Annotated in this window: 25 protein-coding genes; 19 read left to right on the top strand and 6 right to left on the bottom strand. The window is 40.3% G+C overall.

The window, feature by feature from the left end:
- Positions 1 to 228 precede the first annotated feature (228 nt).
- Genes nrfF through nrfA form a run of 6 tightly spaced genes read right to left on the bottom strand, consistent with a single transcriptional unit; the run spans position 229 to position 6,870 of the window.
- Positions 229 to 1,293, bottom strand: a complete 1,065-nt coding sequence (gene nrfF / locus AAZR93_RS07595; RefSeq protein WP_434719410.1) for a heme lyase NrfEFG subunit NrfF — start codon at positions 1,291 to 1,293, stop codon at positions 229 to 231.
- On the bottom strand, positions 1,286 to 3,160 hold the full coding sequence (locus AAZR93_RS07590) for a heme lyase CcmF/NrfE family subunit (protein WP_434719409.1): 1,875 nt from the start codon (positions 3,158 to 3,160) through the stop codon (positions 1,286 to 1,288). Before AAZR93_RS07590 ends, nrfF begins: the two co-directional genes overlap by 8 nt.
- A 24-nt stretch (positions 3,161 to 3,184) precedes the next feature.
- Entirely contained in the window at positions 3,185 to 4,141 is a 957-nt protein-coding gene (gene nrfD, locus AAZR93_RS07585; protein ID WP_336428826.1) for a cytochrome c nitrite reductase subunit NrfD, read from the bottom strand.
- Complete coding sequence (nrfC, locus tag AAZR93_RS07580; protein ID WP_434719408.1) at positions 4,138 to 4,809, bottom strand: cytochrome c nitrite reductase Fe-S protein; 672 nt, start codon at positions 4,807 to 4,809, stop codon at positions 4,138 to 4,140. Before nrfC ends, nrfD begins: the two co-directional genes overlap by 4 nt.
- Positions 4,806 to 5,378: a cytochrome c nitrite reductase pentaheme subunit gene (nrfB, locus tag AAZR93_RS07575; protein WP_336428830.1), complete on the bottom strand. Its 573-nt coding sequence runs from the start codon at positions 5,376 to 5,378 to the stop codon at positions 4,806 to 4,808. The genes nrfC and nrfB overlap by 4 nt, the downstream gene beginning before the upstream one ends.
- A 58-nt stretch (positions 5,379 to 5,436) precedes the next feature.
- Entirely contained in the window at positions 5,437 to 6,870 is a 1,434-nt protein-coding gene (nrfA, locus tag AAZR93_RS07570) for an ammonia-forming nitrite reductase cytochrome c552 subunit (protein WP_434719407.1), read from the bottom strand.
- Between the two features lie 832 nt (positions 6,871 to 7,702).
- Here nrfA and napF point away from each other — a divergent pair.
- From napF to AAZR93_RS07475, 19 genes are all read left to right on the top strand, one after another.
- Positions 7,703 to 8,194: a ferredoxin-type protein NapF gene (napF, locus tag AAZR93_RS07565; RefSeq protein ID WP_434719406.1), complete on the top strand. Its 492-nt coding sequence runs from the start codon at positions 7,703 to 7,705 to the stop codon at positions 8,192 to 8,194.
- Positions 8,184 to 8,462: a chaperone NapD gene (gene napD, locus AAZR93_RS07560; protein ID WP_294103050.1), complete on the top strand. Its 279-nt coding sequence runs from the start codon at positions 8,184 to 8,186 to the stop codon at positions 8,460 to 8,462. The genes napF and napD overlap by 11 nt, the downstream gene beginning before the upstream one ends.
- Positions 8,443 to 10,929, top strand: coding sequence for a nitrate reductase catalytic subunit NapA (gene napA, locus AAZR93_RS07555; protein WP_294103194.1), 2,487 nt, complete (start codon positions 8,443 to 8,445; stop codon positions 10,927 to 10,929). Before napD ends, napA begins: the two co-directional genes overlap by 20 nt.
- Positions 10,930 to 10,935: 6 nt before the next feature.
- Positions 10,936 to 11,646 (top strand): ferredoxin-type protein NapG, encoded by a 711-nt coding sequence (gene napG / locus AAZR93_RS07550; RefSeq protein WP_434719405.1) that lies wholly within the window; start codon positions 10,936 to 10,938, stop codon positions 11,644 to 11,646.
- Positions 11,633 to 12,496 (top strand): quinol dehydrogenase ferredoxin subunit NapH, encoded by an 864-nt coding sequence (napH, locus tag AAZR93_RS07545; RefSeq protein ID WP_434719404.1) that lies wholly within the window; start codon positions 11,633 to 11,635, stop codon positions 12,494 to 12,496. The genes napG and napH overlap by 14 nt, the downstream gene beginning before the upstream one ends.
- Complete coding sequence (napB, locus tag AAZR93_RS07540; RefSeq protein ID WP_294103063.1) at positions 12,493 to 12,942, top strand: nitrate reductase cytochrome c-type subunit; 450 nt, start codon at positions 12,493 to 12,495, stop codon at positions 12,940 to 12,942. Before napH ends, napB begins: the two co-directional genes overlap by 4 nt.
- Positions 12,943 to 12,951: 9 nt before the next feature.
- On the top strand, positions 12,952 to 13,590 hold the full coding sequence (gene napC / locus AAZR93_RS07535; RefSeq protein ID WP_294103066.1) for a cytochrome c-type protein NapC: 639 nt from the start codon (positions 12,952 to 12,954) through the stop codon (positions 13,588 to 13,590).
- A gap of 239 nt (positions 13,591 to 13,829) precedes the next feature.
- The gene (locus AAZR93_RS07530; protein WP_294103069.1) at positions 13,830 to 14,567 is read left to right on the top strand and encodes a heme ABC transporter permease; all 738 of its coding nucleotides are present in this window, start codon (positions 13,830 to 13,832) and stop codon (positions 14,565 to 14,567) included.
- Positions 14,567 to 14,779: a heme exporter protein CcmD gene (ccmD, locus tag AAZR93_RS07525; protein ID WP_434719403.1), complete on the top strand. Its 213-nt coding sequence runs from the start codon at positions 14,567 to 14,569 to the stop codon at positions 14,777 to 14,779. Before AAZR93_RS07530 ends, ccmD begins: the two co-directional genes overlap by 1 nt.
- Positions 14,776 to 15,255: a cytochrome c maturation protein CcmE gene (gene ccmE, locus AAZR93_RS07520; RefSeq protein WP_336428841.1), complete on the top strand. Its 480-nt coding sequence runs from the start codon at positions 14,776 to 14,778 to the stop codon at positions 15,253 to 15,255. The genes ccmD and ccmE overlap by 4 nt, the downstream gene beginning before the upstream one ends.
- Positions 15,252 to 17,183 (top strand): heme lyase CcmF/NrfE family subunit, encoded by a 1,932-nt coding sequence (locus tag AAZR93_RS07515; RefSeq protein WP_336428843.1) that lies wholly within the window; start codon positions 15,252 to 15,254, stop codon positions 17,181 to 17,183. The genes ccmE and AAZR93_RS07515 overlap by 4 nt, the downstream gene beginning before the upstream one ends.
- Positions 17,180 to 17,737, top strand: a complete 558-nt coding sequence (dsbE, locus tag AAZR93_RS07510) for a thiol:disulfide interchange protein DsbE (protein WP_434719402.1) — start codon at positions 17,180 to 17,182, stop codon at positions 17,735 to 17,737. Before AAZR93_RS07515 ends, dsbE begins: the two co-directional genes overlap by 4 nt.
- Complete coding sequence (locus AAZR93_RS07505) at positions 17,734 to 18,804, top strand: cytochrome c-type biogenesis protein CcmH (protein ID WP_434719401.1); 1,071 nt, start codon at positions 17,734 to 17,736, stop codon at positions 18,802 to 18,804. Before dsbE ends, AAZR93_RS07505 begins: the two co-directional genes overlap by 4 nt.
- Before the next feature lie 511 nt (positions 18,805 to 19,315).
- Complete coding sequence (locus AAZR93_RS07500; protein ID WP_434719400.1) at positions 19,316 to 20,536, top strand: PfkB family carbohydrate kinase; 1,221 nt, start codon at positions 19,316 to 19,318, stop codon at positions 20,534 to 20,536.
- Between the two features lie 26 nt (positions 20,537 to 20,562).
- The gene (locus tag AAZR93_RS07495; protein WP_294103087.1) at positions 20,563 to 21,300 is read left to right on the top strand and encodes a glutamine amidotransferase; all 738 of its coding nucleotides are present in this window, start codon (positions 20,563 to 20,565) and stop codon (positions 21,298 to 21,300) included.
- A gap of 113 nt (positions 21,301 to 21,413) precedes the next feature.
- Positions 21,414 to 22,379 carry a DMT family transporter gene (locus tag AAZR93_RS07490; protein ID WP_294103090.1) on the top strand — a complete coding sequence of 322 codons (966 nt, stop codon included), beginning with the start codon at positions 21,414 to 21,416 and terminating at the stop codon, positions 22,377 to 22,379.
- 2 nt (positions 22,380 to 22,381) lie between these two features.
- The gene (locus tag AAZR93_RS07485) at positions 22,382 to 23,413 is read left to right on the top strand and encodes a phosphotriesterase family protein (RefSeq protein ID WP_294103092.1); all 1,032 of its coding nucleotides are present in this window, start codon (positions 22,382 to 22,384) and stop codon (positions 23,411 to 23,413) included.
- 419 nt (positions 23,414 to 23,832) lie between these two features.
- A complete protein-coding gene (locus AAZR93_RS07480) occupies positions 23,833 to 24,258 on the top strand; it encodes a DUF2946 domain-containing protein (RefSeq protein WP_336428854.1) in 426 nt (141 codons plus the stop codon).
- Between the two features lie 172 nt (positions 24,259 to 24,430).
- Complete coding sequence (locus tag AAZR93_RS07475) at positions 24,431 to 26,461, top strand: TonB-dependent copper receptor (protein WP_434719399.1); 2,031 nt, start codon at positions 24,431 to 24,433, stop codon at positions 26,459 to 26,461.
- Positions 26,462 to 26,522 lie beyond the last annotated feature (61 nt).

The following is a 26,522-nucleotide window of genomic DNA, read 5'->3' as shown; positions in this document are numbered from 1 at the left end:
TTTAAGTTTCTTAATATATTTATCTTTTCAGTTATCACCTTTAAGTTAGCATAAATTAATTTATAACAATATATGAGGGACACAATAGTAGTTAATAAGCAACGGAAAATTACATCTTTAAATGAATTGTCATATCAAAGATCTTTTTGATGACTAAAGTGATAATTTCACTCGTATTAATACTTACCAGGCATTAATGAATCATTATTTTCTTGTCAAATAAAAGCATTATTTTTTGAGATTTGAATTTATTAATTTAGCCATTTGAATAGCCTCAATAAGCTGTGCCCGATTTACCCGAGGGCTATTACTATCGAGTAATTCCTGCCAAATGTTAATCGCTTTTTCATAGTTAGCGTTCATAAAGGCATCAGAGGCAATTAACATGAGGGCGGTGACTTCATTTTTATCTAAACTTAAAGCTTTATCGATCACAGCTCGAGCGTCATTCGTAAGATTTTGGCCTGCTTGATAATATAATACAGTGGCAATAGCTGAATACAGTTGCGCATTTTCTCCACTATATTTAATTGCTCTTTGATATGCTAAAAGCGCATTTTCATAACTATTTTGATATAAATAATATTCACCGAGAGTTGCCCATAACTCACCATTTTGGGGGGATTGTCTTATATTCTGTTGTAGACGAAGCAGGTCCTTTTGTTCTTGTTGTAATGGTGAGAAAGATAATAAGGGATCAGAAATTCTTTGGTATTCATGATAAGCCTGCTGAAAGCGTGGCAGGGTGAGATAACCTGCAATAGCACACAAAAGTAGGGTAAATAATAATAGATTAATTTTTTTATTCCAACCTTTAAGGCTGCTATTCTTTTCGGTGACTGTACCGATAATTTTTTCTGTATCATTTGCCTGTATTTGTGTTAACGGGGAACCTGTATGTTCTAGGCGCTTTGTTTTGATTGTCCGCCACAAGATAAAAAAAATAAAAATAAATGCGGTCGGAGGAAGTGCCCATAATAAAAGTGTTTCGTTATTTAATGGTGGGTTATAGCGGACAAAATCGCCGTAGCGATCCGTCATATAGGTCATAATCTGTGGTTCTGATTTTCCTTCTTCAACCATTTTGAATACTTGATGGCGCATACTAACTGCTGTGGGGGCATTGGATTCTAATAGATTTTGATTTTGACATTGTGGGCAACGCAGCTGCGAGGCAATCTGTAAAGAATAATCTTGTTGTTCAGGTGAGCTAAATTGCCAAGTATCCACAATCTGTGCTTGGGCAATAAACGTAATTGAAAGGAAGAATAGAAGATAAATAAATTTAAACATTATTTGTTCTTCCTTTTATCCAGCCTATTAATACCCCTAGGCACATAATAAATGCGCCTCCCCAAATCCATTGAATTCCATCTTGTACGTAGAAGCGAACGGCGTAGCGGTCTGTACCTGTTTTTTCACCTAATACGGCATACCAATTACGTATTAATCCCCAATAGATCCCTGGCTCAATCATTAATTGCTGGCGGGCAGTATAAAAACGGCGCTCAGTTATGATGCTATGTAGATGATGGTTGTTTTGGCTAATTTGGATAATAGCTTTTTCGGTAGTGTAATTTGATTTTGCATCGAGCTGTAATTGCTGAAGATTAAATTGATATCCTGCCAGTGTAACTGTTTGGCCTAGATATATATTGACACTAATTTCTTGTCTACTGCCAATGGATAAGGCAATACCAGCCGCAAAGATAATCACGCCCGTGTGCGCAACTAAGACTGATATTTTTGCATTGATGGCTTTTAATGGACGTAGCCAAAGTATCAGTAAAACTGCAATAAGTAATGAACAAGAGAGTGTAATAACTAAGCCATGAGACCATAATATGAGTGCAGTAGTTGTACTTGATAAACAAATGACAACTGCTTGCCATTTAAAAGTATGATTACTTTTTTTCTGATAGGCGAACGCACTTAACGTTATCACCAGTAGCATGATAATACCGAATGGTAATAAGGTTTGGTTAAAATAAGGTGCTCCTACTGAAATCTTTCCCCATCCTAGTAGGCTGTATAACATAGGGTAGAGGGTTCCGGTCAGTACAATGAATAGCACTGTAGAGAATAAGATTAAAGTCAGTAATAAATAGATTTCCCTATTGCCCTTAGGAGGACTCAACGAATTATTGAATTTTGCTCGCCAACCGTAAATAAATAGTGCGGCAATACTGAGAACGCTAAATAGCAAAAATAAAGGTACAGCTCTAACGTTATCGAGTGCAAAGGCGTGCACGGAGACTAAAATTCCGGAACGAACAATGAGTGTACCGAGTAAGGATAAAATAAAGGTAATAATCGCCAATAATATGGACCAATGACGATATATACCGGTTTTGCGTGAAGCCGTTAAACTATGGAGTAAGGCAGTGGATGATAGCCAAGGCAATAAAGAGGCGTTTTCTACGGGATCCCAAAACCACCAACCGCCCCAGCCCAGTTCGCTATATGCCCACCATGAGCCTAAAACAATGCCTAATGTCAGTATGCACCAGCTAGGCACTGCAAAGCGCCAGCACACCCAAGCGATAGATTGGCCAAAATTACCGAATAACAGTGCCGCAAGGACTAATGCAGCAACGATAATGAGCCCACTATAGCCTAGATACAATAATGGTGGGTGTAAGATAAGCCCCCAGTGTTGCAACATGGGGTTGAGGTCGCGTCCTTCGATGGCGGGTGGAAAAATGCGGGCAAAGGGGTCTGAATAGATAACAATAAAGAGTAATAATGCGGCGATAATAACGGCAAGCACGATAAGTGTTAGCGAAAAAATAGGATGATTTTGTCGGCGATAGCGCCAAGCAAATAACGCACTCCAACTCGAAAGGAAAACGACCCATAGCAATAAAGAACCTTCATGTCCGCCCCAAACTGCGGCTACTTTCATCGCTAATGGCGATAATCGATGGCTATGCTGTGCCACATAAACCACAGAAAAGTCACTTTGAATAAAGCTGATAGTGAGACAGATAAAGGCGCTAACTAGGCATAAAAATTGTAGCAGGCTCCAAAGCACGTTCTGAGACATTTGCCTCGGAACGTGCTTGAAGATCCCCACAAATCCTAATATCGCTTGAAAACTGGTGATACACAACGCCAATAATAGGCAGATGAAACCAATTTCCGGGATGATTAGTTCCAAATATCACCCTTATTATTTAATGAATCACGCAACGGTTAATTGACCCGCATAGAGGACAAAGAAACGCAGTAGAAATACGCCAAGTAAACTTGCCCCACTAACAAGTAAAACGCGAAATGCACCATTACCACGGTTCTGCCATTTTTTAAGCGCCAACGGAATAATGAAGCCAATACCGATTACGCCAATCCAAAACCACCACGTCCAAAAGCCCCCGCCCAATGCGGCTACTAATGAACGCACTTTGCCATCATCTCCTAAGGCGAGTCCGACAAAAAATGCCGCAAGTAAGAAGAGTTCTAACCAAACGACAAAACTTTCCACTCGATGAAGAAAGGCAGATTCTTGGTTATGAATATTTTTACGATAGCGTAATGCGATAGCAATTAATGAGACAGCTATCCCCGATGATATTCCTGAAAATAAGAATAAAGCTGGTAATAAAGGATTGTTTAAGAATGGATATGATTTTAATGCGGATAATAAAAACCCCGTATATGCGCCGAGTAAAACCGCTAGAACTAACATGGTAATATCAAGCGTGCGCATGACTTTATTTAACAGCGTTAATAACCGAGGAATAATTGTTAATTTAGGTAGCCACCGATGCTGTAATGCAATAACTTCTTTTTCAAAGATTTTAGCCAACCATATGACTAATACAGCCATGTAGACTTGAAATAACATGACACCCATCGACATCACTGAGGTTGGGCTGTAATGAAACATCAATTTCCAAAATGTCCATGGACGAGTTAAATGGAGAATGAGGATTAATAAGCCAATCACGATGGTACTCGGTGCTAACAATAAAGTGGTACGCATTAATGTGCTTTCGCTACTTGCTGCGTTTGGATAATACTGACGGAGTAAAACGGCGATGACAACTAAGCCCGCAGAGATACCGATAAGAAATAAATAAACCGCAATTGGCCAATCCCATACTAGAGATTCAAAATGGAAAGCGGACGCAGTTTTCATTGGCTAACCTCCCCATATTTGAAGGGAACTCGATAAACTTTGGGGCGTGTACCGAGTGCAATTTTGAATCGATAAGTTGGTTTTTGTCCAAGCATTTTGGAAACATCGCTTTGTGGATCATCTAAATTGCCAAAAATCAGCGCTTTGGTTGGGCATGATTCTACACAGGCGGGCTGTTTACCTTTTTTCAGGTTGGTCTTACGGCAAAAATCACATTTATCTGCGGTCTTATTGACGGGGTGAATGAATCTAACGCGATATGGGCAAGCGGCAATGCAGTATTGGCAGCCGACACATAAGTCAGGATTAACATCAACAATACCGGTTGTTTTATCGATAAAAGCAGCGCCCGTTGGACAGACATCGACGCAAGGGGCATTTTCACAATGTTGGCAGGAATGACGAAAAAAACGGTATTTAACGTCAGGAAATTCACCAATCGGTTCGCTACGGATAATGGTCAGCCGTGATACCCCTTCGGGGACTTGGTTGACTTCGCGACATGCATCCATGCAAGCCGTACAGCCGATACACAAATTTTCATCGTGGATCATGCCATAGCGAACGCCATCTATTTTCATGGTGTTCGCTAGCGTGTGGCTAGTTATCCCCCCAATCGCCGCCAGTGCTCCGGAATAAATAATGAATTGACGACGAGAGCAACTCATGGCTGCTCCTTAAGCAATTTAACCGCTGCTGGGTTGAAATTAGGATTATCACGTTGATCTGAATGACAATCTACGCAAATTTTGACTTTTCCTTTATCGGTTAGTACTTTCATTGCATCTTGTTGCGGATGCAGGTCATGACAACTAGCACAAGCGACTTTGGTAACGTGGACATCATGAGGCCAAAATGCTTTTTGCAACTGTTCGGGTAAGTGGCACGACAAACAGACCGTATTTTGTTGCTCTACGCTATACATCGGGTTATTAAAGCGCATCACATCTTTTACGCCTTCCCGATGGTCTGGGCCTGGATTACCATGGCAGTTGGTGCAGGTAACGGGCAACTTATTGTTTGGATTGACCACTGATGCGTGAGTGCCATGCATACCTTCTTTATCGGGCTTATGGCAATCAAGGCAAGCACTATCTGCGCTGCGCTGCTGTGTGACAACCCAACGATCGCCGGCGGCTTTTTCCTCAGCTATTTGAGGTGTCGCGAATGCTGATACTGCCCATAAAAAGCCTGATGCCAGCACCCCGGCAGTTAATAACGAACGTAATACGCTCATATTCACTCCATTGGTTATGTCGCCTCTTTGTCTTTAATAGCACAGAGGCGAGTAGAGGTTATTTGGCTAACAGGTCGTTTTTACGCGCTTGAGCATCCCACTCTGGCACGACAGTTTTCATGAACTCTTGTTTTTCAGCATTGATTTTCTGCATATCTAAGCCAATCGCTTGCTGAGCCTTCTCTTTGGTTGAGATATCCGGAATAGCAATTTCATGAGTAATGCCTTTTGAACCGAGTAAACGTGCCAGTTTAGTACGTGCGTCAGCGGCTTTATCTAATGAACCCCCTAACATACGTAGCCCTTCATCAGGTGCATGCATGTGAATGCCGTGTGATGCGATAGCTAAATCCCAACGCCATTGAGCGTGGCGAATATCAGTAAGGATTGGCTGCATTTCTTCTTGGGTTGCACCCGCGTCCCAAGCAGCTTTCGCTTCAAAGTGAGCGCGAACTAACTGATCTTCTGCTTTTACTTTCATCTCTTGGATGGCTTTTTTACGTTCCGCAACAACGTCTTGTAGTTGTTGTTTGCTTTGAGTATGACAATTGCTACAGGTTTGCTCAAAGTTATCGAATGGATTACCAATTTTATGACTGGTATATAATTCGCCTTTATCGTTTTGTAGTTTTGGCATATGGCAATCAATGCAAGTGACGTTATTTTTACCGTGAATACCTGCACTCCAAGTTTCATATTCAGGGTGTTGAGCTTTTAACATTGGTGCTTTTGATAACGTGTTGGTCCAGTCGGAGAATCCTATTTTGTCGTAGTACACTTCCATTTCTTCGACTTTGGTACCGTTATCCCAAGGGAATTTGACTGATTTATTTTCACCAGAGAAATAGTATTCAACGTGGCATTGACCGCATACCATGGATTGTTGGTCGAAACGACTCGCTTTATCAAAGGGCTTGCCAATGGTTTCCATTGCCCGTTCTGCATAAGGGCGTGTGAGGGTTAACTCGGGTTTTCCTTTTGCAAACTCAGGAGAATCGGTCTTATGGCAATCGCCACAGCCCAAAACATTGACTACTTCTGGTCCACCTTTTGCCCATTTACCTTGAAAGTAGCCATCTTCGCCATGTTCTTGAATTAATCTGGCGACATCCGGGCTTTTGCAGCTCCAGCAAGCCATCGGTAAAGGACCGTCTTGGGCATCTTTGGGCGCGCCAGTACGTAAGGTTTCACGAACATCAATGATTGCGTATGCGTGACCTCGCGGTTTGTTATAGTCACGGGAGAAAGGATATCCAGCCCAAAGGATCACTAATCGTGGATCTTCAGCAAGGGCATCTTCACGATTTGATTGTTCTGATGTAGCTCGCCAAGAATGGTATTGATCTGGATAAGCCGCTTCAAAGGTTTCGTTTCGGGTATTAATTGTCGATACATTATCTGTATTCGGCGTTTGTGCATGAACGGAAGTAAAGAGAAATATTCCTGCAATCAAACTCAGTAAGTACAGAGTGTTATTTCTTATCTTTGCCATAAGAGCCTCGAGTAGGGTAAATCAGCCATCCCATAAGCTGACACCTTTTATTATTCGAGCTGTAGTTGTGTTGGTTTTGTGTCTTACTACAATTCGAATTATTTAGGGTATATTTTTAGTTATATAAATTTGATAGCAAGCGCACATTTGCCATCAATGACATTGCCAACTTATATGTTTAACAAAAAACCACACAAAAAATATTGTTTTTGATCAAAGGTAAATTTGAATTAAGTGATTTAATGTCAAAAATTAAATAAAAGTACGTTAATAGTGGAATTTATATAGTAATTAGAGATGAATTTAAAAACTGTATTTTGTATTTTTCAGTTAAGAATGATTCTTATTATTTATTTAAAATAATTATTTAATAACTAATTGAATTTAAACACTTAATGTTATTTAACTCACGAATGGTGATTATTCTGTTTTTGACGCGTAAATTAAAATGTGCGTAGTATCAAAAAAATAAAATATAAATTTTACTAAAATGACCTTTCATATACCACTTTAGTAGTATATATCGATGTTAATTAAAAAATATGTCATTACAACTTAAGCTTAAATGGGGATTCTATATTTACAGATTGTTAATGAATAATTATGAAAACCGTATAATACCTCTTTTTATAGTGAGTTAATGCTTAGTCTAATATTTGAATAGTTTCTGGCTGATTTATATTCATAGTGAATAAATTACTCCTGTTACCTATTAGGTAGTATGTATTTTTGCCCTCTCACTCGTTAATATTCATGCTAAATACACGCATAAAAAATGCGGTTTATCAGTTCTTTTTAGTACTTTTTTGTTGGGCAATGTAAAGGAAAAAACATGGTTGATATCACCCGTAGGGGCGTATTAACTGGTGCGTGGCGTAATGCAGCTCCGGTAGTTAGACCGCCATGGAGTGGTACTGAACAGCATTTTATTGAGCTGTGTACGCGTTGCAACGCTTGTCTAGCGAGTTGCGAGACCTCTATTTTGCAGCCCGGATCTGGCGGATATCCTGTCGTTGATTTTAAGCGCGGGGAATGCACTTTTTGCTATGCCTGTGCAGCATCTTGCCCTGAACCTATTTTCCTCCCTCAGCAAACCCAACCTTGGAATATCTCGATATCTATCGATCAAAGCTGTCTTGCCTATAAATCAATCGAATGTCGGCGTTGTGAAGACAGTTGTGAGCCTCAAGTGATTTCTTTTCGTCCATCACTGGTCGGTATTTATCAACCAAAAATAGAACAACAGGGCTGTACAGGTTGTGGCGCCTGTGTTGCAGGATGCCCCGTATCGGCCATAACCGTGGAGCGTGAACATGCACGATAACTGGCAAGTGTGCAGTTTAATTGTACAAGTAAAAAGTGAACGAATATCTGCTGTGACTGAAAAACTGAATCAATTTCCTCATTGTGAGGTGGCTATTAGTTCACCTGAAAATGGGAAATTGATTGTCGTCGTCGAAGGGCAGCATAGTAAAACTTTGTTAGATACTATTGATTTAGCACGCAATATCGAAGGCGTGCTAGATGTTTCACTGGTTTATCACCAGCAGGATGAGCAATGTGAGGAAAATGATGAAACTCAGTCGTCGTAGCTTTATGAAAGCCAATGCGATAGCGGCCGCTGCTGCGGCGGCAGGCATTGGTGTACCAAGTATCGCGAAAGCGGTCGTTGGACAACAAGAAAGTATCAAGTGGGATAAAGCCCCGTGTCGTTTCTGCGGTACTGGCTGTGGCGTGCTTGTCGGCACACAAAATGGCCGTATTGTCGCGAGCCAAGGTGACCCAGAAGCACCAGTCAACCGTGGTCTTAATTGTATCAAGGGCTATTTCCTACCAAAGATTATGTACGGGAAAGACCGTTTAACCCAGCCATTGCTGCGCATGAAAGATGGCGAATATGATAAAAATGGTGAGTTTACCCCAATTACATGGGAACAAGCCTTTGATGTCATGGAAGAAAAAACGAAAGCAACACTGAAAGAAAAAGGTCCTGAAGGTATTGGGATGTTTGGTTCAGGTCAATGGACAGTTTGGGAAGGTTATGCGGCTTCTAAATTGTTTAAAGGTGGTTTTCGTTCAAATAACCTCGATCCAAATGCACGCCACTGTATGGCCTCTGCGGTCGTTGGTTTTATGCGTACTTTCGGTATGGATGAGCCGATGGGCTGTTACGATGATATTGAACATGCGGATGCCTTTGTGCTTTGGGGCTCTAACATGGCAGAAATGCATCCAATATTATGGTCGCGTATTACAAATCGTCGTTTATCAAATCCTGATGTCCATGTTGCAGTTTTATCAACTTATAAACATCGTAGTTTTGAATTAGCGGATAATGGTATTGTTTTCGCGCCGCAATCCGATTTGGTTATCTTAAATTACATTGCTAACTATATTATTCAAAACAATGCAGTTAACCAAGATTTTCTAGATAAACACGTTAATTTACGTCGTGGTGCAACGGATATCGGTTATGGCCTTCGTCCAACGCATCCATTAGAAAAAAATGCTAAAAATCCAGGGTCTGATGCTTCTGAACCGATGACTTGGGATGAATATAAAGCTTTCGTTGCGGAATATACGTTAGATAAAACCGCTGAAATGACGGGAGTACCGAAAGATCAGCTAGAAGAATTGGCGAAACTCTACGCCGATCCAAAAATTAAAGTCGTTTCATATTGGACGATGGGTTTTAACCAACATACTCGCGGTGTTTGGGCGAATAACCTTGCTTATAACCTTCATTTATTAACCGGTAAAATTTCTCAACCAGGTTGTGGTCCTTTCTCTTTGACAGGACAACCATCTGCCTGCGGTACAGCACGTGAAGTGGGAACATTCTCACACCGTTTACCTGCGGATATGGTAGTGACTAATGAAAAACACCGTGAAAAAGTGGAAGGTGTTTGGCAACTACCTGCGGGCACTATCCCTGAAAAAGTTGGATTACATGCAGTCGCGCAAGACCGTGCATTGAAAGACGGTAAACTCAATTTTTATTGGGTGATGTGTAACAACAATATGCAAGCAGGGCCGAATATCAATGAAGATCGCCTACCGGGCTGGCGCGATCCGCGCAACTTTATTGTTGTTTCAGACCCTTATCCTACCGTGAGTGCACTAGCCGCTGACTTGATTTTACCCACGGCAATGTGGGTCGAAAAAGAAGGTGCTTATGGTAATGCAGAGCGCCGTACTCAGTTTTGGCGTCAGCAAATTCAAGGTCCAGGCGAATCAAAATCAGATTTAATGCAGATGGTGCTGTTTTCTCGTCGCTTTAAAGTTGAAGAAGTATGGCCTGAAGAATTGTTAGCTAAAAAACCTGAATATCGTGGAAAAACACTGTATGACGTGTTGTTTGCTAATGAAGCGGTAACTAAATTCCCAGTGACTGAATTAGCTGAAGACCAATTAAACGACGAATCTCGTGAGCTTGGTTTCTATTTACAAAAAGGCTTGTTTGAAGAGTATGCCGGCTTTGGTCGTGGACATGGTCATGACCTTGCTGATTTTGATGCTTATCACCAAGCTCGTGGTATCCGCTGGCCAGTTGTAGAAGGTAAAGAAACACAGTGGCGTTATAGCGAAGGGAATGACCCTTATGTTAAAGCCGGGCAAGGTTATCAGTTTTACGGTAAACCAGACGGTAAAGCGGTTATTTTTGCATTGCCATTTGAGCCTGCGGCTGAATCACCTGATAAAGAATACGATTTATGGCTTTCAACTGGGCGAGTGCTGGAGCATTGGCATACGGGAAGCATGACGCGCCGTGTCCCTGAGCTGCACCGTGCATTCCCAGAGTCGGTTGTCTTTATGCATCCATTAGACGCAAAAGATAGAGGCTTGCGTCGTGGCGATAAAGTCAAAGTGGTTTCTCGTCGTGGTGATGTGACCACAATAGTGGAAACTCGTGGTCGTAATAAACCACCTAAAGGCTTGGTGTATATGGCATTCTTTGATGCTTCCCAGTTGGTCAATAACTTGACGTTGGATGCGACAGATCCACTTTCTAAAGAAACGGATTACAAAAAATGTGCCGTTAAACTGGAAAAGGTGTAATTGGCAATGCCCCAGAACGCTAAGTCTCAAAAGACTAAGTCCCAGAACAGCCGCCGTCGTTTTCTGCGCGACATTGCTCGCACAGCAGGCGGACTGGCGGCGGTTGGTGTGGTACTGGGGCTACAGCAACAAACTTCCCGTGCGAGTAGTGTACGACTCCGCCCGCCGGGAGCGCTTGCTGAAAATGCATTTTCGAGTGCTTGTGTTCGTTGCGGTCAATGTGTTCAAGCCTGTCCTTATGACATGTTGAAATTAGCTACGTTGGCATCCGGTCTTGAGTCAGGTACGCCGTATTTCATAGCCCGCGAAATTCCTTGCGAGATGTGTGAAGACATTCCTTGTGCCAAGGTGTGCCCAAGTGGTGCATTGGATAAAAACATGGAATCGATTAATGATGCTCGGATGGGATTGGCTGTTTTACTCGATCACGAAAACTGCCTTAATTTTCAAGGGCTACGATGTGATGTGTGTTACCGCGTTTGTCCGTTAATTGATGAAGCAATCACACTTGAACTTGAACAAAATCATCGCACTGGTAAGCATGCACGCTTCTTACCCACGGTAAATAGCAATTTCTGCACGGGATGCGGAAAGTGTGAGCAGGCTTGTGTACTGGAAGAGTCCGCGATTAAAGTTTTACCAAGAGAATTAGCCAAGGGCGAGTTAGGACATCATTACCGTTTCGGTTGGTTGGAGGGAAGCAATGGCAAATCGTAAGCACGATGCCGGACGTGAGGCTCTGGCTAAAAAAGGGTGGTGGCAAAGCCATAAATGGCTGGTTTTAAGGCGAATAAGTCAACTTTTGGTCTTGGCTATGTTTCTAAGTGGTCCATGGTTTGGCGTGTGGATCTTACATGGAAATTATAGCAGTAGCATATTGTTGGATGTTGTTCCATTAACTGATCCGCTTATTACGCTGGAAAGCTTAGCAAGTGGTTACTTACCTGGTATTTCAGCATTAATTGGTGCGGCTCTCGTTTTTGCTGTTTATGCATTGCTGGGAAAACGGTTTTTTTGTAGCTGGGTGTGTCCTGTTAATCCAATCACCGACGCAGCCGCATGGTTACGTCGTAAATTCGAGTTGAATCAATCTGCAACAATTCCTCGCAATATTCGGTATGTATTGTTGGGTGTGATTTTAATTGGTTCAGCTATAACAGGCACCTTGTTATGGGAATGGTTAAATCCAGTTTCGTTAATGGGGCGTAGCCTTATTTTTGGTTTTGGCAGTGGTGCTTTGGTTTTAGTTGCACTGTTTTTATTCGATTTATTAGTCGTGGAACATGGATGGTGCGGTCACATTTGCCCCCTTGGAGCCTTGTATGGCGTTACGGGTTGTAAAGGTGCACTGGCTGTTACAGCGGAAAGAAAAGAAAATTGTAACCGCTGTATGGATTGTTTTCACGTTTGTCCGGAGCCGCATGTTTTGCGGTTGCCGGTTCTCGATAAACAAGCCCCTGCACTGATTTCAGATATGGATTGCATCACTTGCGGTCGCTGTATCGATGTCTGTGCTGAGGATGTTTTTAAAATAACACTACGATGGAGTTCGGGAGCTAAATCATGAAAAATCATGCCCTGAAAAAAACAATAAGCCGTTGGATGGCTGGTATGGCCTTGGTTGTAAGTAGTTTTGTTTTAGCTGCTAACGGTGTGGATTTTAATCAGTCACCTGAAGTTTCAGGCACGCCAGAAGGGGGCATCCATGTTCCTAAAGAGCAAGAAAAAATGGCGTTGAACTACGTTAATCAGCCGCCGATGATCCCTCATAGTGTTGATGGGTATCAAATCACAACAAATACCAACCGTTGTTTACAGTGCCATGGCGTTGAAAACTATCGTACTACGGGTGCGCCAAGAGTGAGCCCGACTCACTTTATGGATGCTAGCGGTAAAGTTTTGGGTGAAGTTTCACCTAATCGTTATTTTTGTTTGCAGTGCCATGTACCGCAATCAGATACACCACCGATTGTTGATAATACTTTTGCCCCATCCAAAGGCTTTGGTAAATAAGGGGGAGATATGGCCAATAAAAATGAGAATCAAGCAGGTAGTGATAAACCCAAAAAGTCAGGCTTGATAGGGCTTATCCGCAGGCTTTGGCAGTGGTGGCGTCGTCCTAGCCGTTTAGCACTTGGAACACTTTTACTGATTGGTTTTGTCAGTGGCGTGATTTTCTGGGGTGGATTTAATACGGGAATGGAAAAAGCCAATACAGAAGAGTTTTGTATTAGCTGTCATGAGATGCGTGAAAATGTCTATGAAGAATATATGGATACTATTCACTATACTAACCGTAGTGGTGTAAGAGCAACTTGTCCTGACTGCCACGTACCACATGAATTTGGACCTAAAATGGTCAGAAAAATTCAGGCGAGTAAAGAGTTGTACGGTAAAATCTTTGGCATTATCGACACGCCTCAAAAATTTGAAGATCATCGCTTAGCGATGGCTCAAAGTGAGTGGCGGCGCATGAAAGATAATAATTCTCAGGAGTGTCGTAATTGTCACAACTTTGAATACATGGATTTCACCGCACAAAAAAGTGTCGCATCAAAAATGCATGACCAAGCTGTACAAGATGGCAAAACCTGTATTGATTGCCATAAAGGTATTGCACATAAATTGCCGGATATGCGTGATGTTGAACCGGGCTTTTAGGAAGAATGACTTGTTCTGATTGGTTGTGATGGACTGATTTAGATCAGCGAATCGAATAACAGCGTGTAGTTAACGTACAATCAGTTCGAATAATGATGATAAATAGGCTAGTCGGCAGTTAAATGCTTGACTAGCCTAAATTATATTTGTGTTAAATCAATAAATTTGTTGTAGTTATGTGTATCGTAGATTGAACTAGTACAAAGCTAACTAACGACATAAATTGGGGCTATTAAACTATGTGGAAAAAGCTTCACCAACTTGCCATTCCTGTGAACCTATATCGCTTGTGCGGATATCTCGCACCTTGGTTTATTGTCTTGAGCGTAATTTTTCTCGCGGCTGGCTGGATTTGGGGATTTGGCTTTGCGCCAACAGATAAAACACAAAGTGATAGCTACCGTATTATGTATATTCACGTGCCAGCTGCAATGTGGTCGATGGGTATTTATGCGACTATGGCAATCACTGCGTTTATTGGTCTTATTTGGCAAATGAAAGTATCTGAGCTTGCAATCGCTGCTATGGCACCTATTGGCGCTGTATTTACCTTTATTGCCTTAGTTACCGGTGCCACATGGGGGAAACCTATGTGGGGCGCATGGTGGGTTTGGGATGCACGTCTAACCTCAGAACTGATTTTATTTTTTCTTTATGTTGGAATTATTGCCTTATGGCATGCATTCGATGATCGTCGCATTGCGGGTAAAGCAGCAGCAATATTAGTCTTAATTGGTGTTATTAATTTACCTATCATCCATTATTCTGTCGAATGGTGGCAAACATTGCATCAGCCTTCGACTCGAATGCAGCAAAGTATTAATCCAGCAATGCGGACACCATTGCGTTTAGCTATCCTTGGTTATCTATTTCTGTTTATATCGTTGACATTAATTCGCTTACGCAGCCAATTATTACTGTTAGAGCGTAATCGTCCATGGGTTCTAGATATCGTCAATAAGCGAGGACAAAAATAATGAATAGCGCTTTTGCATCTTGGACGGATTTTTTTGCCATGGGTGGCTATGGATTCTATGTATGGTTAGCTGTAGCTTTAGCATTGGTGCCGATATTATTGTTGTGCTTGCATACCTATATTCAAAGAAAAATGATTTTTACGGCAATTATTCAGCAACAAGCACGTGAAGTTAGACAAAAAGCCGCAAGAGCTCGCCGGGAGGGGATGTGAATATACGCCGAAAAAATAGATTATGGTTAATTTGTGCCATATTGGTGGGTGCTGGTTTAACAATAGCATTAATATTATATGCATTACGTTCAAGCATTGACTTGTTCTATACACCCGGTGAAATCATTTATGGTAAGCGGGAAACACAGCAAATTCCTGAGGTAGGACAGCGTTTACGTGTTGGTGGTATGGTGATGCCAGGCACGGTGGTTCGCGATCCTGAATCATTAAAAGTTACTTTTACTGTGTATGATGCGGAAGCAGAAATTGAAGTCAGTTATGATGGTATTTTGCCTGACTTGTTTCGTGAAGGACAAGGTGTGGTCGTGCAAGGTGAGCTTGAAGAAAATAATCATGTTTTAGCTAAAGAAGTATTAGCAAAGCACGATGAAAATTATACACCACCAGAGATAGAACAAGCGATGCAAGAAAATCATCGAAGGCCTGCTGCGGTCTATAAGGATAACGCATCATGATCCCTGAGATTGGTAGCATCTTGCTATGTTTGGCATTGGGTATTGCGGTATTGCTATCTTTTTATCCACTCTGGGGTGTCGCGCGTAATGACTCTCGGCTGATGGCGTCATCTCGTCCTCTTGCATGGCTACTTTTTTTGTGTGTGACGGGCGCATTTTTAGTATTAGTGAATGCCTTTGTTGTTAATGATTTCTCTGTCACTTATGTGGCGAATAACTCGAACACGTTATTACCTGTCTGGTATCGAGTTGCCGCTACATGGGGTGCTCATGAAGGTTCTTTGCTTTTGTGGGTTTTATTAATGAGCGGTTGGACATTTGCTGTCGCTCTTTGTAGTTATCGTATGCCGCTAGATATTGTAGCGCGTGTATTGGCTGTGATGGGCATGGTCAGTGTCGGTTTCTTGTTATTTATTATTTTTACCTCAAACCCATTCTCACGCACGTTGCCTGCATTTCCTATTGAAGGGCGAGATTTAAACCCGCTGTTACAAGACCCCGGCTTAATTTTCCATCCTCCATTATTATATATGGGCTATGTTGGATTCTCGGTAGCTTTTGCTTTTGCTATTGCCGCATTATTGAGTGGTCGACTCGATAGCGCTTTCACCCGTTTTGCACGTCCTTGGACAATGGCTGCCTGGTTCTTCCTCACACTCGGTATTATGTTAGGTTCTGCATGGGCGTATTATGAACTGGGCTGGGGAGGTTGGTGGTTCTGGGACCCAGTTGAAAATGCATCGTTTATGCCATGGTTGGTCGGCACCGCACTAATCCACTCATTGTCGGTGACGGAACAAAGAGCGACATTCAAAGCGTGGTCATTGTTACTTTCTATTTCCGCGTTCTCATTGTGTTTGCTTGGCACCTTCTTAGTTCGCTCTGGGGTGTTGGTCTCTGTCCATGCCTTTGCGTCTGATCCATCCCGTGGCCTGTTTATATTAGCCTTTATGATCTTAGTGATTGGCGGATCGTTACTGGTATTTGCTGTTCGGGGTCATAAAATTCGCTCGAAAGTGAATAACTCGCTGTGGTCTCGTGAGTCCTTGTTGCTTGGTAACAATGTCATCCTAACCGCAGCAATGTTAGTCGTGTTACTTGGTACGTTACTACCTTTAGTGCATAAGCAACTTGGCTTAGGGACTATCTCAATCGGCGAACCTTTCTTTAATACGATGTTTATTGTGTTAATGGTACCTTTTGCTCTGTTGTTAGGTATCGGGCCATTAGTTCGTTGGGGACGCGATCGCCCAGCCGCTATTCGAAAAATATTGATTTTTGCTCTAGTCATGGCACTGATATTGTCTTTCTTATTGCCTTGGTTGATGGAAGATAGAGTTGAAGCGCTGACTTATCTTGGCTTGATGATGGCGAGTTGGATAGTCATTCTTGCATTCGTCGAAATGAAAATACGGATTAGCAAGAAAATTAAATTAACATCAAGTTATTGGGGAATGGTGTTGGCTCATTTAGGTTTGGCCGTCACGATTGTCGGGATCGCATTTAGTCAAAATTATAGTATTGAACGAGATGTCAAAATGAAGCCCGGTGATAGTATTTCTATTCGCGCTTATACCTTTGTTTTTAACGGTGTACATGAAGCTAATGGTCCAAATTATCAAGGGGTTATTGGTAGCATCTCGGTTAAAGAAAATGATAAAGTATTAACGACTTTACTGCCTGAAAAACGCTTTTATAAGACCAGTCGTGCAGTGATGACGGAAGCAGCTATTGATGGTGGTTTTACCCGTGATTTATACGCGGCTTTAGGTGAGGAAATTACTAAAGACGTCTGGACACTGCGTTTATATTATAAGCCTTTTGTGCGTTGGATTTGGTCAGGTGGTATTTTGATGTCTATTGGCGCGCTATTTTGCTTGTTTGACCCACGCTATCGCCGTCGTAAAGCTGAAGGGGAGGCTGCATGAGTCGTAAAGTATTTTTAATCCCTTTTATTATATTTACGGCGATTGCTGCTGTGCTTTTATGGCAGTTGATGCGTAATGCTGAAGGGGATGATCCTCGCTTATTAGAATCTGCATTAATTGGTAAGCCCGTGCCGGTGTTTCGTTTGGAATCATTAGAGAATCCAGGGCAACATTATGAATCGGATGTGCTCAATCAAGGTAAACCAATTCTATTAAATGTTTGGGCGACATGGTGTCCTACTTGTCGTGCCGAACATCAATATCTGAATACACTTTCGGCGCAAGGCGTGCGTGTTGTTGGTCTTAATTATAAAGACAATCGGCAAAAAGCGATTGGTTGGCTACGTGAGCTGGGCAACCCTTATGCGCTGAGTTTATTTGATGGTGAAGGTATGTTGGGCTTAGATCTCGGCGTTTATGGTGCACCTGAAACTTTTCTTATTGATGGCAATGGCATTATTCGTTATCGCCATGCAGGGGCTATGGATGAGCAAGTGTGGGAAAAAGAGTTGAAGCCACTGTGGGACCGTTATAGCAAGGAGGCCAGCCAATGAAATATTTATTAGGCTTGCTGATGTTTGCGCTCAGTGCAACCGTTACTTTTGCGGCGACAGAAGTGTTTACTTTTGATAATGAACAACAAGAGCAGCAGTTTCGTAAATTAACGGAAGAGTTACGCTGCCCTAAATGTCAAAATAACAGTATTGCTGACTCTAACTCAATGATTGCGCTAGATTTACGTCAAAAAGTGTATGAATTGATGAAAGAGGGTAAAAATCGCGATGAAATCATTGATTATATGGTGGCGCGATATGGTTATTTTGTCACTTATAATCCACCATTAACTCCTTTAACGGTGATACTTTGGGGGCTCCCATTTGCCGCTATAGCCGTGGGTGGGTGGATTATTTTTGCACGTTCTAAAAAACGGGTACGCATTAAAAATTCATCCCTAAATGATGAAGATGATTTACCTGAATCATCACGAGCGAGTATCTGGGTCTATGTACCGGGTATTTTTATTGCCGTTGGTATTGGTGCAGTGGCATATTATCAAGTCGGAAGCTATAGCAAAGTTGCAGATTGGAATATTGCTTACCAGCAAGCCCCCGCTTTGCTTGATAGAGCCCTTGACCCAAAAGAACCGCCACTTAATAATGAAGAGATGGAACGTTTGGCATTAGGCTTACGCACTCGTTTACAAGAAGATCCACAAAACGTAGAAGCATGGGTAATGCTAGGGCGTATCGGCATGGTATTGAGTAATGCGACGATGGCAACAGATGCTTATGGTAGAGCTTATCGTTTATCGCCGAATGATGAAAGTGTCGCGATGGGCTATGCAGAAGTATTAACCCGTTCATCTGATCCGGAAGATAACCGTGAAGGAACTGAGCTACTGAAAAAATTGATTGCTGAAAATCGAACTAATGTTAAAGCATTAAGTTTGTTTGCATTCAATGCCTTTGAGCAAGAGCAATATGCAGAAGCCATTTCAGCTTGGCAAATGATGTTAAAATTATTGCCTGAAAACGATCAGCGTCGAACTATTATCGAGCGAAGTGTAGAACAAGCTTTAGTGTTGCTACACGAGAAAAAAGGTACGGCAGGCAGCCAATAATCTTTAAAAGTAGTTAGTTATTATATAAGCGGGCGCAATTGCGTCCGTTTTAATCAGTGTTGTAATAATAATCTTCACTAATACGCATTTCTCCATTTGTGATCTACCTCCCAATATACAAAGAATAAATTCTATTGAAAATAATTCGATAATATTTAGTTATTTTATCTTTATAGTAAAATAAAGATAAATATAATTGATGTTATTTAAGATTTATTTGACTTTAAATTGGATTTAAATTAATTCATTTAATGAAATATTAAAAATATTTTTATAGTTAATTTTAATTAACTGAATTTGTATATTTTTTTATTTTAATTAGCCTAATTTATAGGTTGCTATATTATCTTGATATAAATGATGTATTTAGCTTTAAGACTGCATTTTTGTTTTTTTTTGTTTTTAGTTTTATGCTTTTTGCTTTTTTTTGCTTTTGAATGGGAACATATGATTATAGTCACATTAACTTAACAAGGTATAAATTAGAGTTAATGCCATGAGGTAAAATGGCATGAAAGCAGAACGACATAAGAAAATAATTAATTTTTTAAAAAAAACAGGCTCAGCGAAAGTTTCTGTTTTATCGAAAGAACTTAATGTCACTAAAGAAACGATTAGGGCAGATTTAAATTCTTTAGCAAAAAAAGGCATTATTAGTCGCTGTCATGGCGGTGCCTATATTGAATTTGAAACTTTAGATAAAGTTGCCAAAAAGGAAATAATTCAATTTCTTGAATGTAATGAAAGCTTTAATGATAAAATAAATAAGGATGATGCCGTGTTAGGTAAAGTTTGCGTATTAGGTTCATTTAATGTTGATATGATTAGTTATTTGCCTCGATTACCTGAAGCGGGTGAATCATTATTAGCAAACAAGTTTATATTCTCCCCAGGTGGTAAAGGTTGTAATCAAGCTTTAGCTGCAAGCTATTCAGATTCTCAGGTACATTTTATTACTAAAATAGGAACCGACCAATTTAGTGAATATGCTATAAACTTTATTTCATCATCTAAAATTAAAACATCAACAATATACCAAACAGAAAAATATCAAACAGGTACAGCTTCAATATTTGTATCCGAAAATAGTGGTGAAAATATTATTTCTATTTATCCTGGATCTAATATGGATATTACCGCTGATGAGGTTAAAATTCAAAAGGATAGGGTGATTAATTCAAATATTATCCTACTACAATTAGAAACAAATATTGATGCATTAAAAGAAATTATTTCCATCGGTAATGAATATAATATTCCAATTATATTAAATCCTGCACCTTACAACGATATAGTGAATGAGTTAATTGATAAAATAGATATTTTAACACCGAATGAAACCGAAGCGAGTTTGCTTTCTGATATTAATGTGATTGATATAGAAACAGCGAAAAAAGCAGCGAAAGTTATCTATGAAAAAGGTGTTAAAAAGGTTGTCATTACGCTTGGTAGTAAAGGCTCTATCGCTTATGACGGTAATAAATTTATTTATTCACCGGCTTATACCGCAGTAGTGAAGAATACCGCGGGGGCGGGTGATGCATTTAATGGTGCATTGGCGGCATCATTAGCGAAAGGTAAGCAATTTTCTTATGCATTACGTTACGCCTCAGCATTCTCATCTCTTGCAGTTGAAACCGGTAATGCTTCTGAAATGCCCGATGACATTAATGTCATGCATCGAATTAATCAAACAACTTACTCTCAGGTTGTTACTCAATCTCCTGAATAAATTAATAGTCTGAAAGAGGAATGAAAATGAAAATTTTATTTATTGGTGAATCATGGCACATTCACATGATCCATACCAAAGGTTATGACAGCTTTACTTCAAGTAAATATGAAGAAGGTGCAACTTTTTTATTAGGCTGTTTGAAAAGCAAAGGAATTGAAATTGACTATATGCCAGCACACACAGTGCAAATGGCGTTTCCTAAAACAGTTGAAGAGTTGGCTAAATACGATGTAGTTGTGATTAGCGATATTGGTGCTAATACATTTTTATTACAAAATGATACTTTCTACAATATGAAAGTATTACCAAATGCTTTAGAGCTCATTAAACAATATGTTATTAATGGTGGCGGCTTGTTAATGATAGGGGGTTATTTATCCTTTATGGGTATTGAGGCTAAAGCAAATTATAAAAATACATTACTCGCAGATGTATTACCTGTAGAAATGCTTAATGGTGATGATCGAGTTGAAAAACCAGAAGGTATTTTTGCATCACCCGTTAATTCTGAACATGATTCAGTAAAAGGCTTTAGCAATTGGCCAATGTTCTTGGGTTATAACAAAGTTACAGCTAAAGAAAATACAGAAGTTGTATTAAATATTGGTGAAGATCCTTTATTGGTATTTGGCCAATATGAAAAAGGCAAAACTGGTTGTTTTATGAGTGACTGTTCGCCGCACTGGGGAAGTCGTGAGTTTTTAGCTTGGGAATATTATACCGATATGTGGGTAAATATTTTAAAACAAGTTTCTCGCTAATTTATAAAATTAAAATTCTAAAAATAAAGAAAATAAGTGCAGAGTTTTCTCTGCGCTTAACCTACCGATTACAATAATAATGACTCATAGTCAAAATCCATAAGGAATATTTTATGAGTACAAAAAGTTATTCTACCCCTTTTCTTATGATAGCGACGGTTTTGGCCGGTATGCTGTCACCAATGCAATCCGCCGTAAATGGGCAGCTTGGAGATGTATTAAAAGACGGAAATGCGAGTGCCGTTATTTCTTTTGCTAGTGGTTTAGTTGTTATGTTTTTTGTCATTCTAGCGAAAAAACAAACTCGCCAACAATTTGCAGCAATTCCGAGTTTAATTAAAAATAAGAAAATACCTTTATGGAATTGGTTTGCTGGCCTTTGTGGTGCGATGGTCGTTTTTTCTGAAGGAGCATCTGCAAGTGCACTTGGTATTGCTACATTCCAAACAGCGCTTATTTCAGCACTCTTGTTATCAGGTTTACTGTGTGACCGATTTGGTATTGGTATCGATGAGAAAAAACCATTTACAACTTTCCGTGTTCTTGGTGCTGTGTTTGCCGTTATTGCGACCTTATTTGTGGTATCACCACAATGGCATTCAAGCTCAGCCATTTATTTAGCTATCCTTCCATTCTTGGCGGGTTTGTTAGCGGGTTGGCAACCAGCAGGTAACTCAAAAGTCGCCGATGCAACAGGTTCAATGTTAGTTTCAATTACATGGAACTTTATCGTTGGTTTTACTGTGTTAACCATTGCTTTGGTTATTCGTATGGCATTGGGTCACATTACGTTAGAGCTTCCTGGTGTTTGGTGGATGTATCTCGGTGGCCCATTAGGTCTGATGTCAATCGCATTAATGGCTATCTTAGTTCGTGGATTAGGTCTCTTAATGTTGGGTGTTGCATCAACCGCAGGTCAACTATTGGGGTCAGTCTTAATTGATACTTTGCTACCATCACTAGGTAATACTGTTTACTTTGTCACCATAATTGGAACGCTATTCGCATTAGTGGGTGCAATTATCACAACCATTCCTGAATTCAGAGAAGCCAAAGCCGCGAAAGCAACAGGAGTATAATTATGAAAGGGTATATTCAAACTGTAACAGGTCCAGTTAGAAAAGAAGATATGGGGCTAACGTTACCACATGAACATTTATTTAATGATCTCTCAACCGTTGTCGATCAGCCTTTTTATGATTTCTCCCATGTGTTAGTTGATAAAAAAGTGACGGCTGATATTCAATGGGGGCTCAAACATGATCCTTATTGTTGTTGCGACAATATGGATAAAAAGCCGATTGAAGATGTTATTTATGAAGTGAATAATTTTAAAGATCTCGGTGGTAGAACATTGGTAGATGCGACGGGTTCTAGTGCTATTGGTCGTGATGTTCTTCAGTTACGTGACGTTGCAGTGAAAACAGGTATTAATGTTGTGGCTTCATCAGGCCTATATATTGAAAAATTTGAAGGCGACCGCTTAGTCAATGATATCGATGCTATGGCAAAAATGATTGATGACGAGCTAAATATTGGTATTGATGGCACGAATATTTGTGCGGGCATGATTGGTGAAATTGGTGTGTCTCCATCATTTACAGATGGTGAAAAAAATAGTTTACGTGCGGCGTCACTAGCTCAACTTGCGAATGATCATGTATCAATGAATATTCATATGCCTGGTTGGCAGCGCCGTGGCGATGAAGTGCTCGACATTTTAATTACAGAAATGGGTGTTAATCCAGCAAAAATTTCGTTAGCGCATTCAGACCCATCAGGTAAAGATTTTGAGTATCAACGTCGTATGCTAGACCGAGGCGTATGGCTTGAATTTGATATGATAGGCCTCGATATTTCATTTCCAAAAGAAGGTGTTGCGCCGACAGTCACAGAAACTGTAGATGCAGTTTATCAATTGATTGAAATGGGATATGGACATCAGATAGTGCTAAGCCACGATGTGTTTTTAAAACAAATGTGGGCAAAAAATGGTGGGAATGGTTGGGGTTTCGTACCGAATGTATTTTTATCGTTACTAGCAAAAAAAGGTGTCGATAAAGCAATTATCGCGCGTCTTTGTATTGATAACCCTGCTAATTTATTGGCTTAAATCAAGATGCTTAATTTAAGTATATTCATCTTTCTATAATATTGAATAATTAGCTTAAATAAAATTGCTATTTTAATTATGCGACAACTCATTATATGTGGTGTCGCATTTTTATTCTAAATGTTATTAGTTATTATATTTTTGTTATTGGATTAATATTTATTCGTATTATATTAGCTGCCTAAAAGAAAGAATAAAAAGGTCAATTACAACATGGGGTTATGATTAAGATAAATGAAAATGTTCTACTTGTTATGACTAAAGTAATATTTGATGAATAACTGCTTAGTATTTAATCTATATAGGAGTGCAAAAATAAAAGCATATACTTAACATTAATGGTAAAAAGTAATAACAATAAACATCTAAATAAGATACACTTTTGCCCCATAAATTCGTACTAAAATGACGGAAAAACGTTGCACCTGCGCCGCTTTATCAGAGAACTCGCAACTTACCTAGGATTACTGGCCGTCGCTATGTTGTTTATTGCACCATTGATTTCAAAATCAATGGCACAAATGAATAGTTGCACAGATAGCCATAGTCAAATGGTGGGGCACTCGATGCATCAGCATCAGGGGCTCCCATCGCCTGAAAATTGCGAATCAACCGGTATGATGAACCATATGCTAATGACAGGTATGGGACAGTCGCCGATGGAAGATATTGCCTGCGGCTACTGTCAGCTATTAGTACATTTTCCATTTTTAATCTTATTTATTGCCATTGCTATTCGACAATTGGCTACTCTCACACGCTTTATTCCTTTTGAGCGCTGTATTCAGTTATGGGTATTTCGCCCATGGTCATTACGTCTGGCTCGAGCCCCCCCTTACACCTGATTTCTTTAATTAACGTATTTAACTAATTTTTATCTTACTTTTGCCACATTGTGTACAAAGTGGTTTCGTGCATCCTGAATTTGGCTTTCATTTTTAGGCGCTGCCCTAATGCACGAAATAAATACCGTGAGTCAAAGGCAAAAAATATTTAATAAAGAAACAGGCAATATATATGAACACACAAACGTTTAAGCTTACTCCAGTGACTCTGTTGGTTATTGGTGCGATTTTTTCTGCTACATCTATCGCTGCGGCTAATAGTGCTAATCAAAGTTTGTTATCAGAAAGCTCAGTAATGATAGTTACGGCTCCGGTTGATTCACCTTTAACTATTTCTACATCAACAAAAACACCAAGGCAGCCTGTGCCTGCAAGTGATGGCTCCGATTACTTGAAAACGATCCCAGGATTTTCACAAATCAGAAATGGAGGGACAAACGGTGACCCTGTTTTTCGTGGAATGTTTGGTTCTCGTTTACGAATTTTAACCAATGACGGTGAAATGTTAGGTGCTTGCCCATCACGTATGGATGCGCCAACGTCTTATATTTCACCTGAAAATTTTGATGTATTAAATATGATTAAAGGCCCGCAAACTGTGTTGTGGGGGCCGGGTAACTCAGCAGGTACTATTCGTTTTGATAGAGAAAAACCTGATTTTACTGAAGCTGGAATTAAAGGGAATGCGAGTGCTTTAACTGCATCTAATCACCGTTTGGATACTAATGCGGATATTAGTATAGGTAATGAAAAAGGTTATGTCCGTTTGATAGGTAATAAGTCTCGTTCTAATGACTACAAAGATGGCAATGGTGATAAAGTGCCATCAAAATGGGATAAATGGAATGCAGATATTGCGGTGGGTTGGACTCCCGATGAATATACGTTATTAGAATTAACCGCAGGCAAAGGGGATGGTGAAGCACGCTATGCGGGAAGAGGAATGGATGGTTCACAATTTAAGCGCGATAGTTTAGGTTTACGTTTTGAAAAAAGTAACATTGGTACTGTTTTGGATAAAGTTGAAGCGAGTATGTACTACAACTATGCCGACCATGTTATGGATAATTACTCTTTACGCTCAACTTCAAATGGTATGGGTTCCGGTCATATGTCTAGTAGCCACGGCATGATGAATATGCCAATGAAAATGCGTGTTGACCGCGAAACCATTGGCGGTCGAGTCATGAGTACTTGGATTTGGTCTGACTATGAGTTACGAACAGGTGCTGATATGCAAACGAATCAGCATCGAAGTAATAGCAATAATAGTTGGATTAAAGATGCTAAGTTTCAGGATTATGGTGTTTTTGGTGAGCTATCTTGGAACGCAACACAGCAAGGAAAAATGGTGAGTGGGGCGCGTTTAGATAGAGTTATTGTCGATAATTATAAAGACGTAGGTGCTTCAGGGCGTAATACGGTGATGCCAGCTGGTTTTACTCGTTATGAATATTCGCTTTCTGATGTGCCAGTGATGTTGTACGCCGGGGTCGGTTATACTGAACGTTTTCCTGATTATTGGGAGCTTTTTTCACCTAAGCTAGGTCCTGATGGCACGAGTCGTGTTTTTGATACGTTGAAGACAGAAAAAACCGCGCAGTTAGATATTGGTGCTAAATACAGCAATGAGCAAACTAATGCTTGGGTTTCGGCTTACATGGGGCGTGTTGATGATTTCATTCTTTTCCGTTATAGCGCAACGGATTCAAGAATGAGCCAAGTTGAAAATGTGAATGCGATGATTATGGGCGGGGAGCTGGGTATTGCCCAAAAGCTCAGCGACGAATGGAAAGCGGATGCGAGCTTAGCTTATTCTTGGGGGGAAAATAGAACGGATGGCTCAGCATTACCACAAATGCCACCACTCGAAAGCCGTTTTGGTCTCTCTTGGGAAAAAGGAGATTGGACAACAACGGGGTTAATTCGTGTTGTTAGCCGCCAAGATCGTGTTGCGATCAATGATGGAAACGTTGTGGGCAAAGACTTCAGTAAAAGTGCAGGTTTTACTATTTTCTCACTCAACACTGCCTATAAAGTAAATGAGAATGTGAAATTGAGCGCAGGGGTTGATAATTTGTTTGATAAAACCTACAGCGAACATTTGAATTTGGCTGGAAATAGTGGTTTTGGTTATTCATCAAACAGTCCTGTTAATGAGCCAGGTAGAACATTTTGGGCGAAAATGAACCTGACATTTTAATTGTGTGTTATTAATTAAAATAATAGGTGTTGTGACGCTGATCGTTATACCTGTAATATCG

This window comes from Providencia sp. Je.9.19, from assembly GCF_051129765.1.
In the GTDB taxonomy this organism is placed as follows: Bacteria; Pseudomonadota; Gammaproteobacteria; order Enterobacterales; family Enterobacteriaceae; genus Providencia.
The sequence above is the reverse complement of the archived record's forward strand: the minus strand, read 5'-3'. Positions and strand labels throughout refer to the sequence as shown.

Bases quoted from the DNA above. Each gene is read 5' to 3' on its own strand.
- nrfF (WP_434719410.1), bottom strand. From the start codon at position 1,293: ATGTTTAAATTTATTTATCTTCTATTCTTCCTTTCAATTACGTTTATT.
- nrfD (WP_336428826.1), bottom strand. From the start codon at position 4,141: ATGAAAACTGCGTCCGCTTTCCATTTTGAATCTCTAGTATGGGATTGG.
- nrfC (WP_434719408.1), bottom strand. From the start codon at position 4,809: ATGAGTTGCTCTCGTCGTCAATTCATTATTTATTCCGGAGCACTGGCG.
- nrfB (WP_336428830.1), bottom strand. From the start codon at position 5,378: ATGAGCGTATTACGTTCGTTATTAACTGCCGGGGTGCTGGCATCAGGC.
- nrfA (WP_434719407.1), bottom strand. From the start codon at position 6,870: ATGGCAAAGATAAGAAATAACACTCTGTACTTACTGAGTTTGATTGCA.
- napF (WP_434719406.1), top strand. From the start codon at position 7,703: ATGGTTGATATCACCCGTAGGGGCGTATTAACTGGTGCGTGGCGTAAT.
- napD (WP_294103050.1), top strand. From the start codon at position 8,184: ATGCACGATAACTGGCAAGTGTGCAGTTTAATTGTACAAGTAAAAAGT.
- napA (WP_294103194.1), top strand. From the start codon at position 8,443: ATGAAACTCAGTCGTCGTAGCTTTATGAAAGCCAATGCGATAGCGGCC.
- napG (WP_434719405.1), top strand. From the start codon at position 10,936: ATGCCCCAGAACGCTAAGTCTCAAAAGACTAAGTCCCAGAACAGCCGC.
- napH (WP_434719404.1), top strand. From the start codon at position 11,633: ATGGCAAATCGTAAGCACGATGCCGGACGTGAGGCTCTGGCTAAAAAA.
- napB (WP_294103063.1), top strand. From the start codon at position 12,493: ATGAAAAATCATGCCCTGAAAAAAACAATAAGCCGTTGGATGGCTGGT.
- napC (WP_294103066.1), top strand. From the start codon at position 12,952: ATGGCCAATAAAAATGAGAATCAAGCAGGTAGTGATAAACCCAAAAAG.
- AAZR93_RS07530 (WP_294103069.1), top strand. From the start codon at position 13,830: ATGTGGAAAAAGCTTCACCAACTTGCCATTCCTGTGAACCTATATCGC.
- ccmD (WP_434719403.1), top strand. From the start codon at position 14,567: ATGAATAGCGCTTTTGCATCTTGGACGGATTTTTTTGCCATGGGTGGC.
- AAZR93_RS07515 (WP_336428843.1), top strand. From the start codon at position 15,252: ATGATCCCTGAGATTGGTAGCATCTTGCTATGTTTGGCATTGGGTATT.
- dsbE (WP_434719402.1), top strand. From the start codon at position 17,180: ATGAGTCGTAAAGTATTTTTAATCCCTTTTATTATATTTACGGCGATT.
- AAZR93_RS07505 (WP_434719401.1), top strand. From the start codon at position 17,734: ATGAAATATTTATTAGGCTTGCTGATGTTTGCGCTCAGTGCAACCGTT.
- AAZR93_RS07500 (WP_434719400.1), top strand. From the start codon at position 19,316: ATGAAAGCAGAACGACATAAGAAAATAATTAATTTTTTAAAAAAAACA.
- AAZR93_RS07495 (WP_294103087.1), top strand. From the start codon at position 20,563: ATGAAAATTTTATTTATTGGTGAATCATGGCACATTCACATGATCCAT.
- AAZR93_RS07490 (WP_294103090.1), top strand. From the start codon at position 21,414: ATGAGTACAAAAAGTTATTCTACCCCTTTTCTTATGATAGCGACGGTT.
- AAZR93_RS07485 (WP_294103092.1), top strand. From the start codon at position 22,382: ATGAAAGGGTATATTCAAACTGTAACAGGTCCAGTTAGAAAAGAAGAT.
- AAZR93_RS07475 (WP_434719399.1), top strand. From the start codon at position 24,431: ATGAACACACAAACGTTTAAGCTTACTCCAGTGACTCTGTTGGTTATT.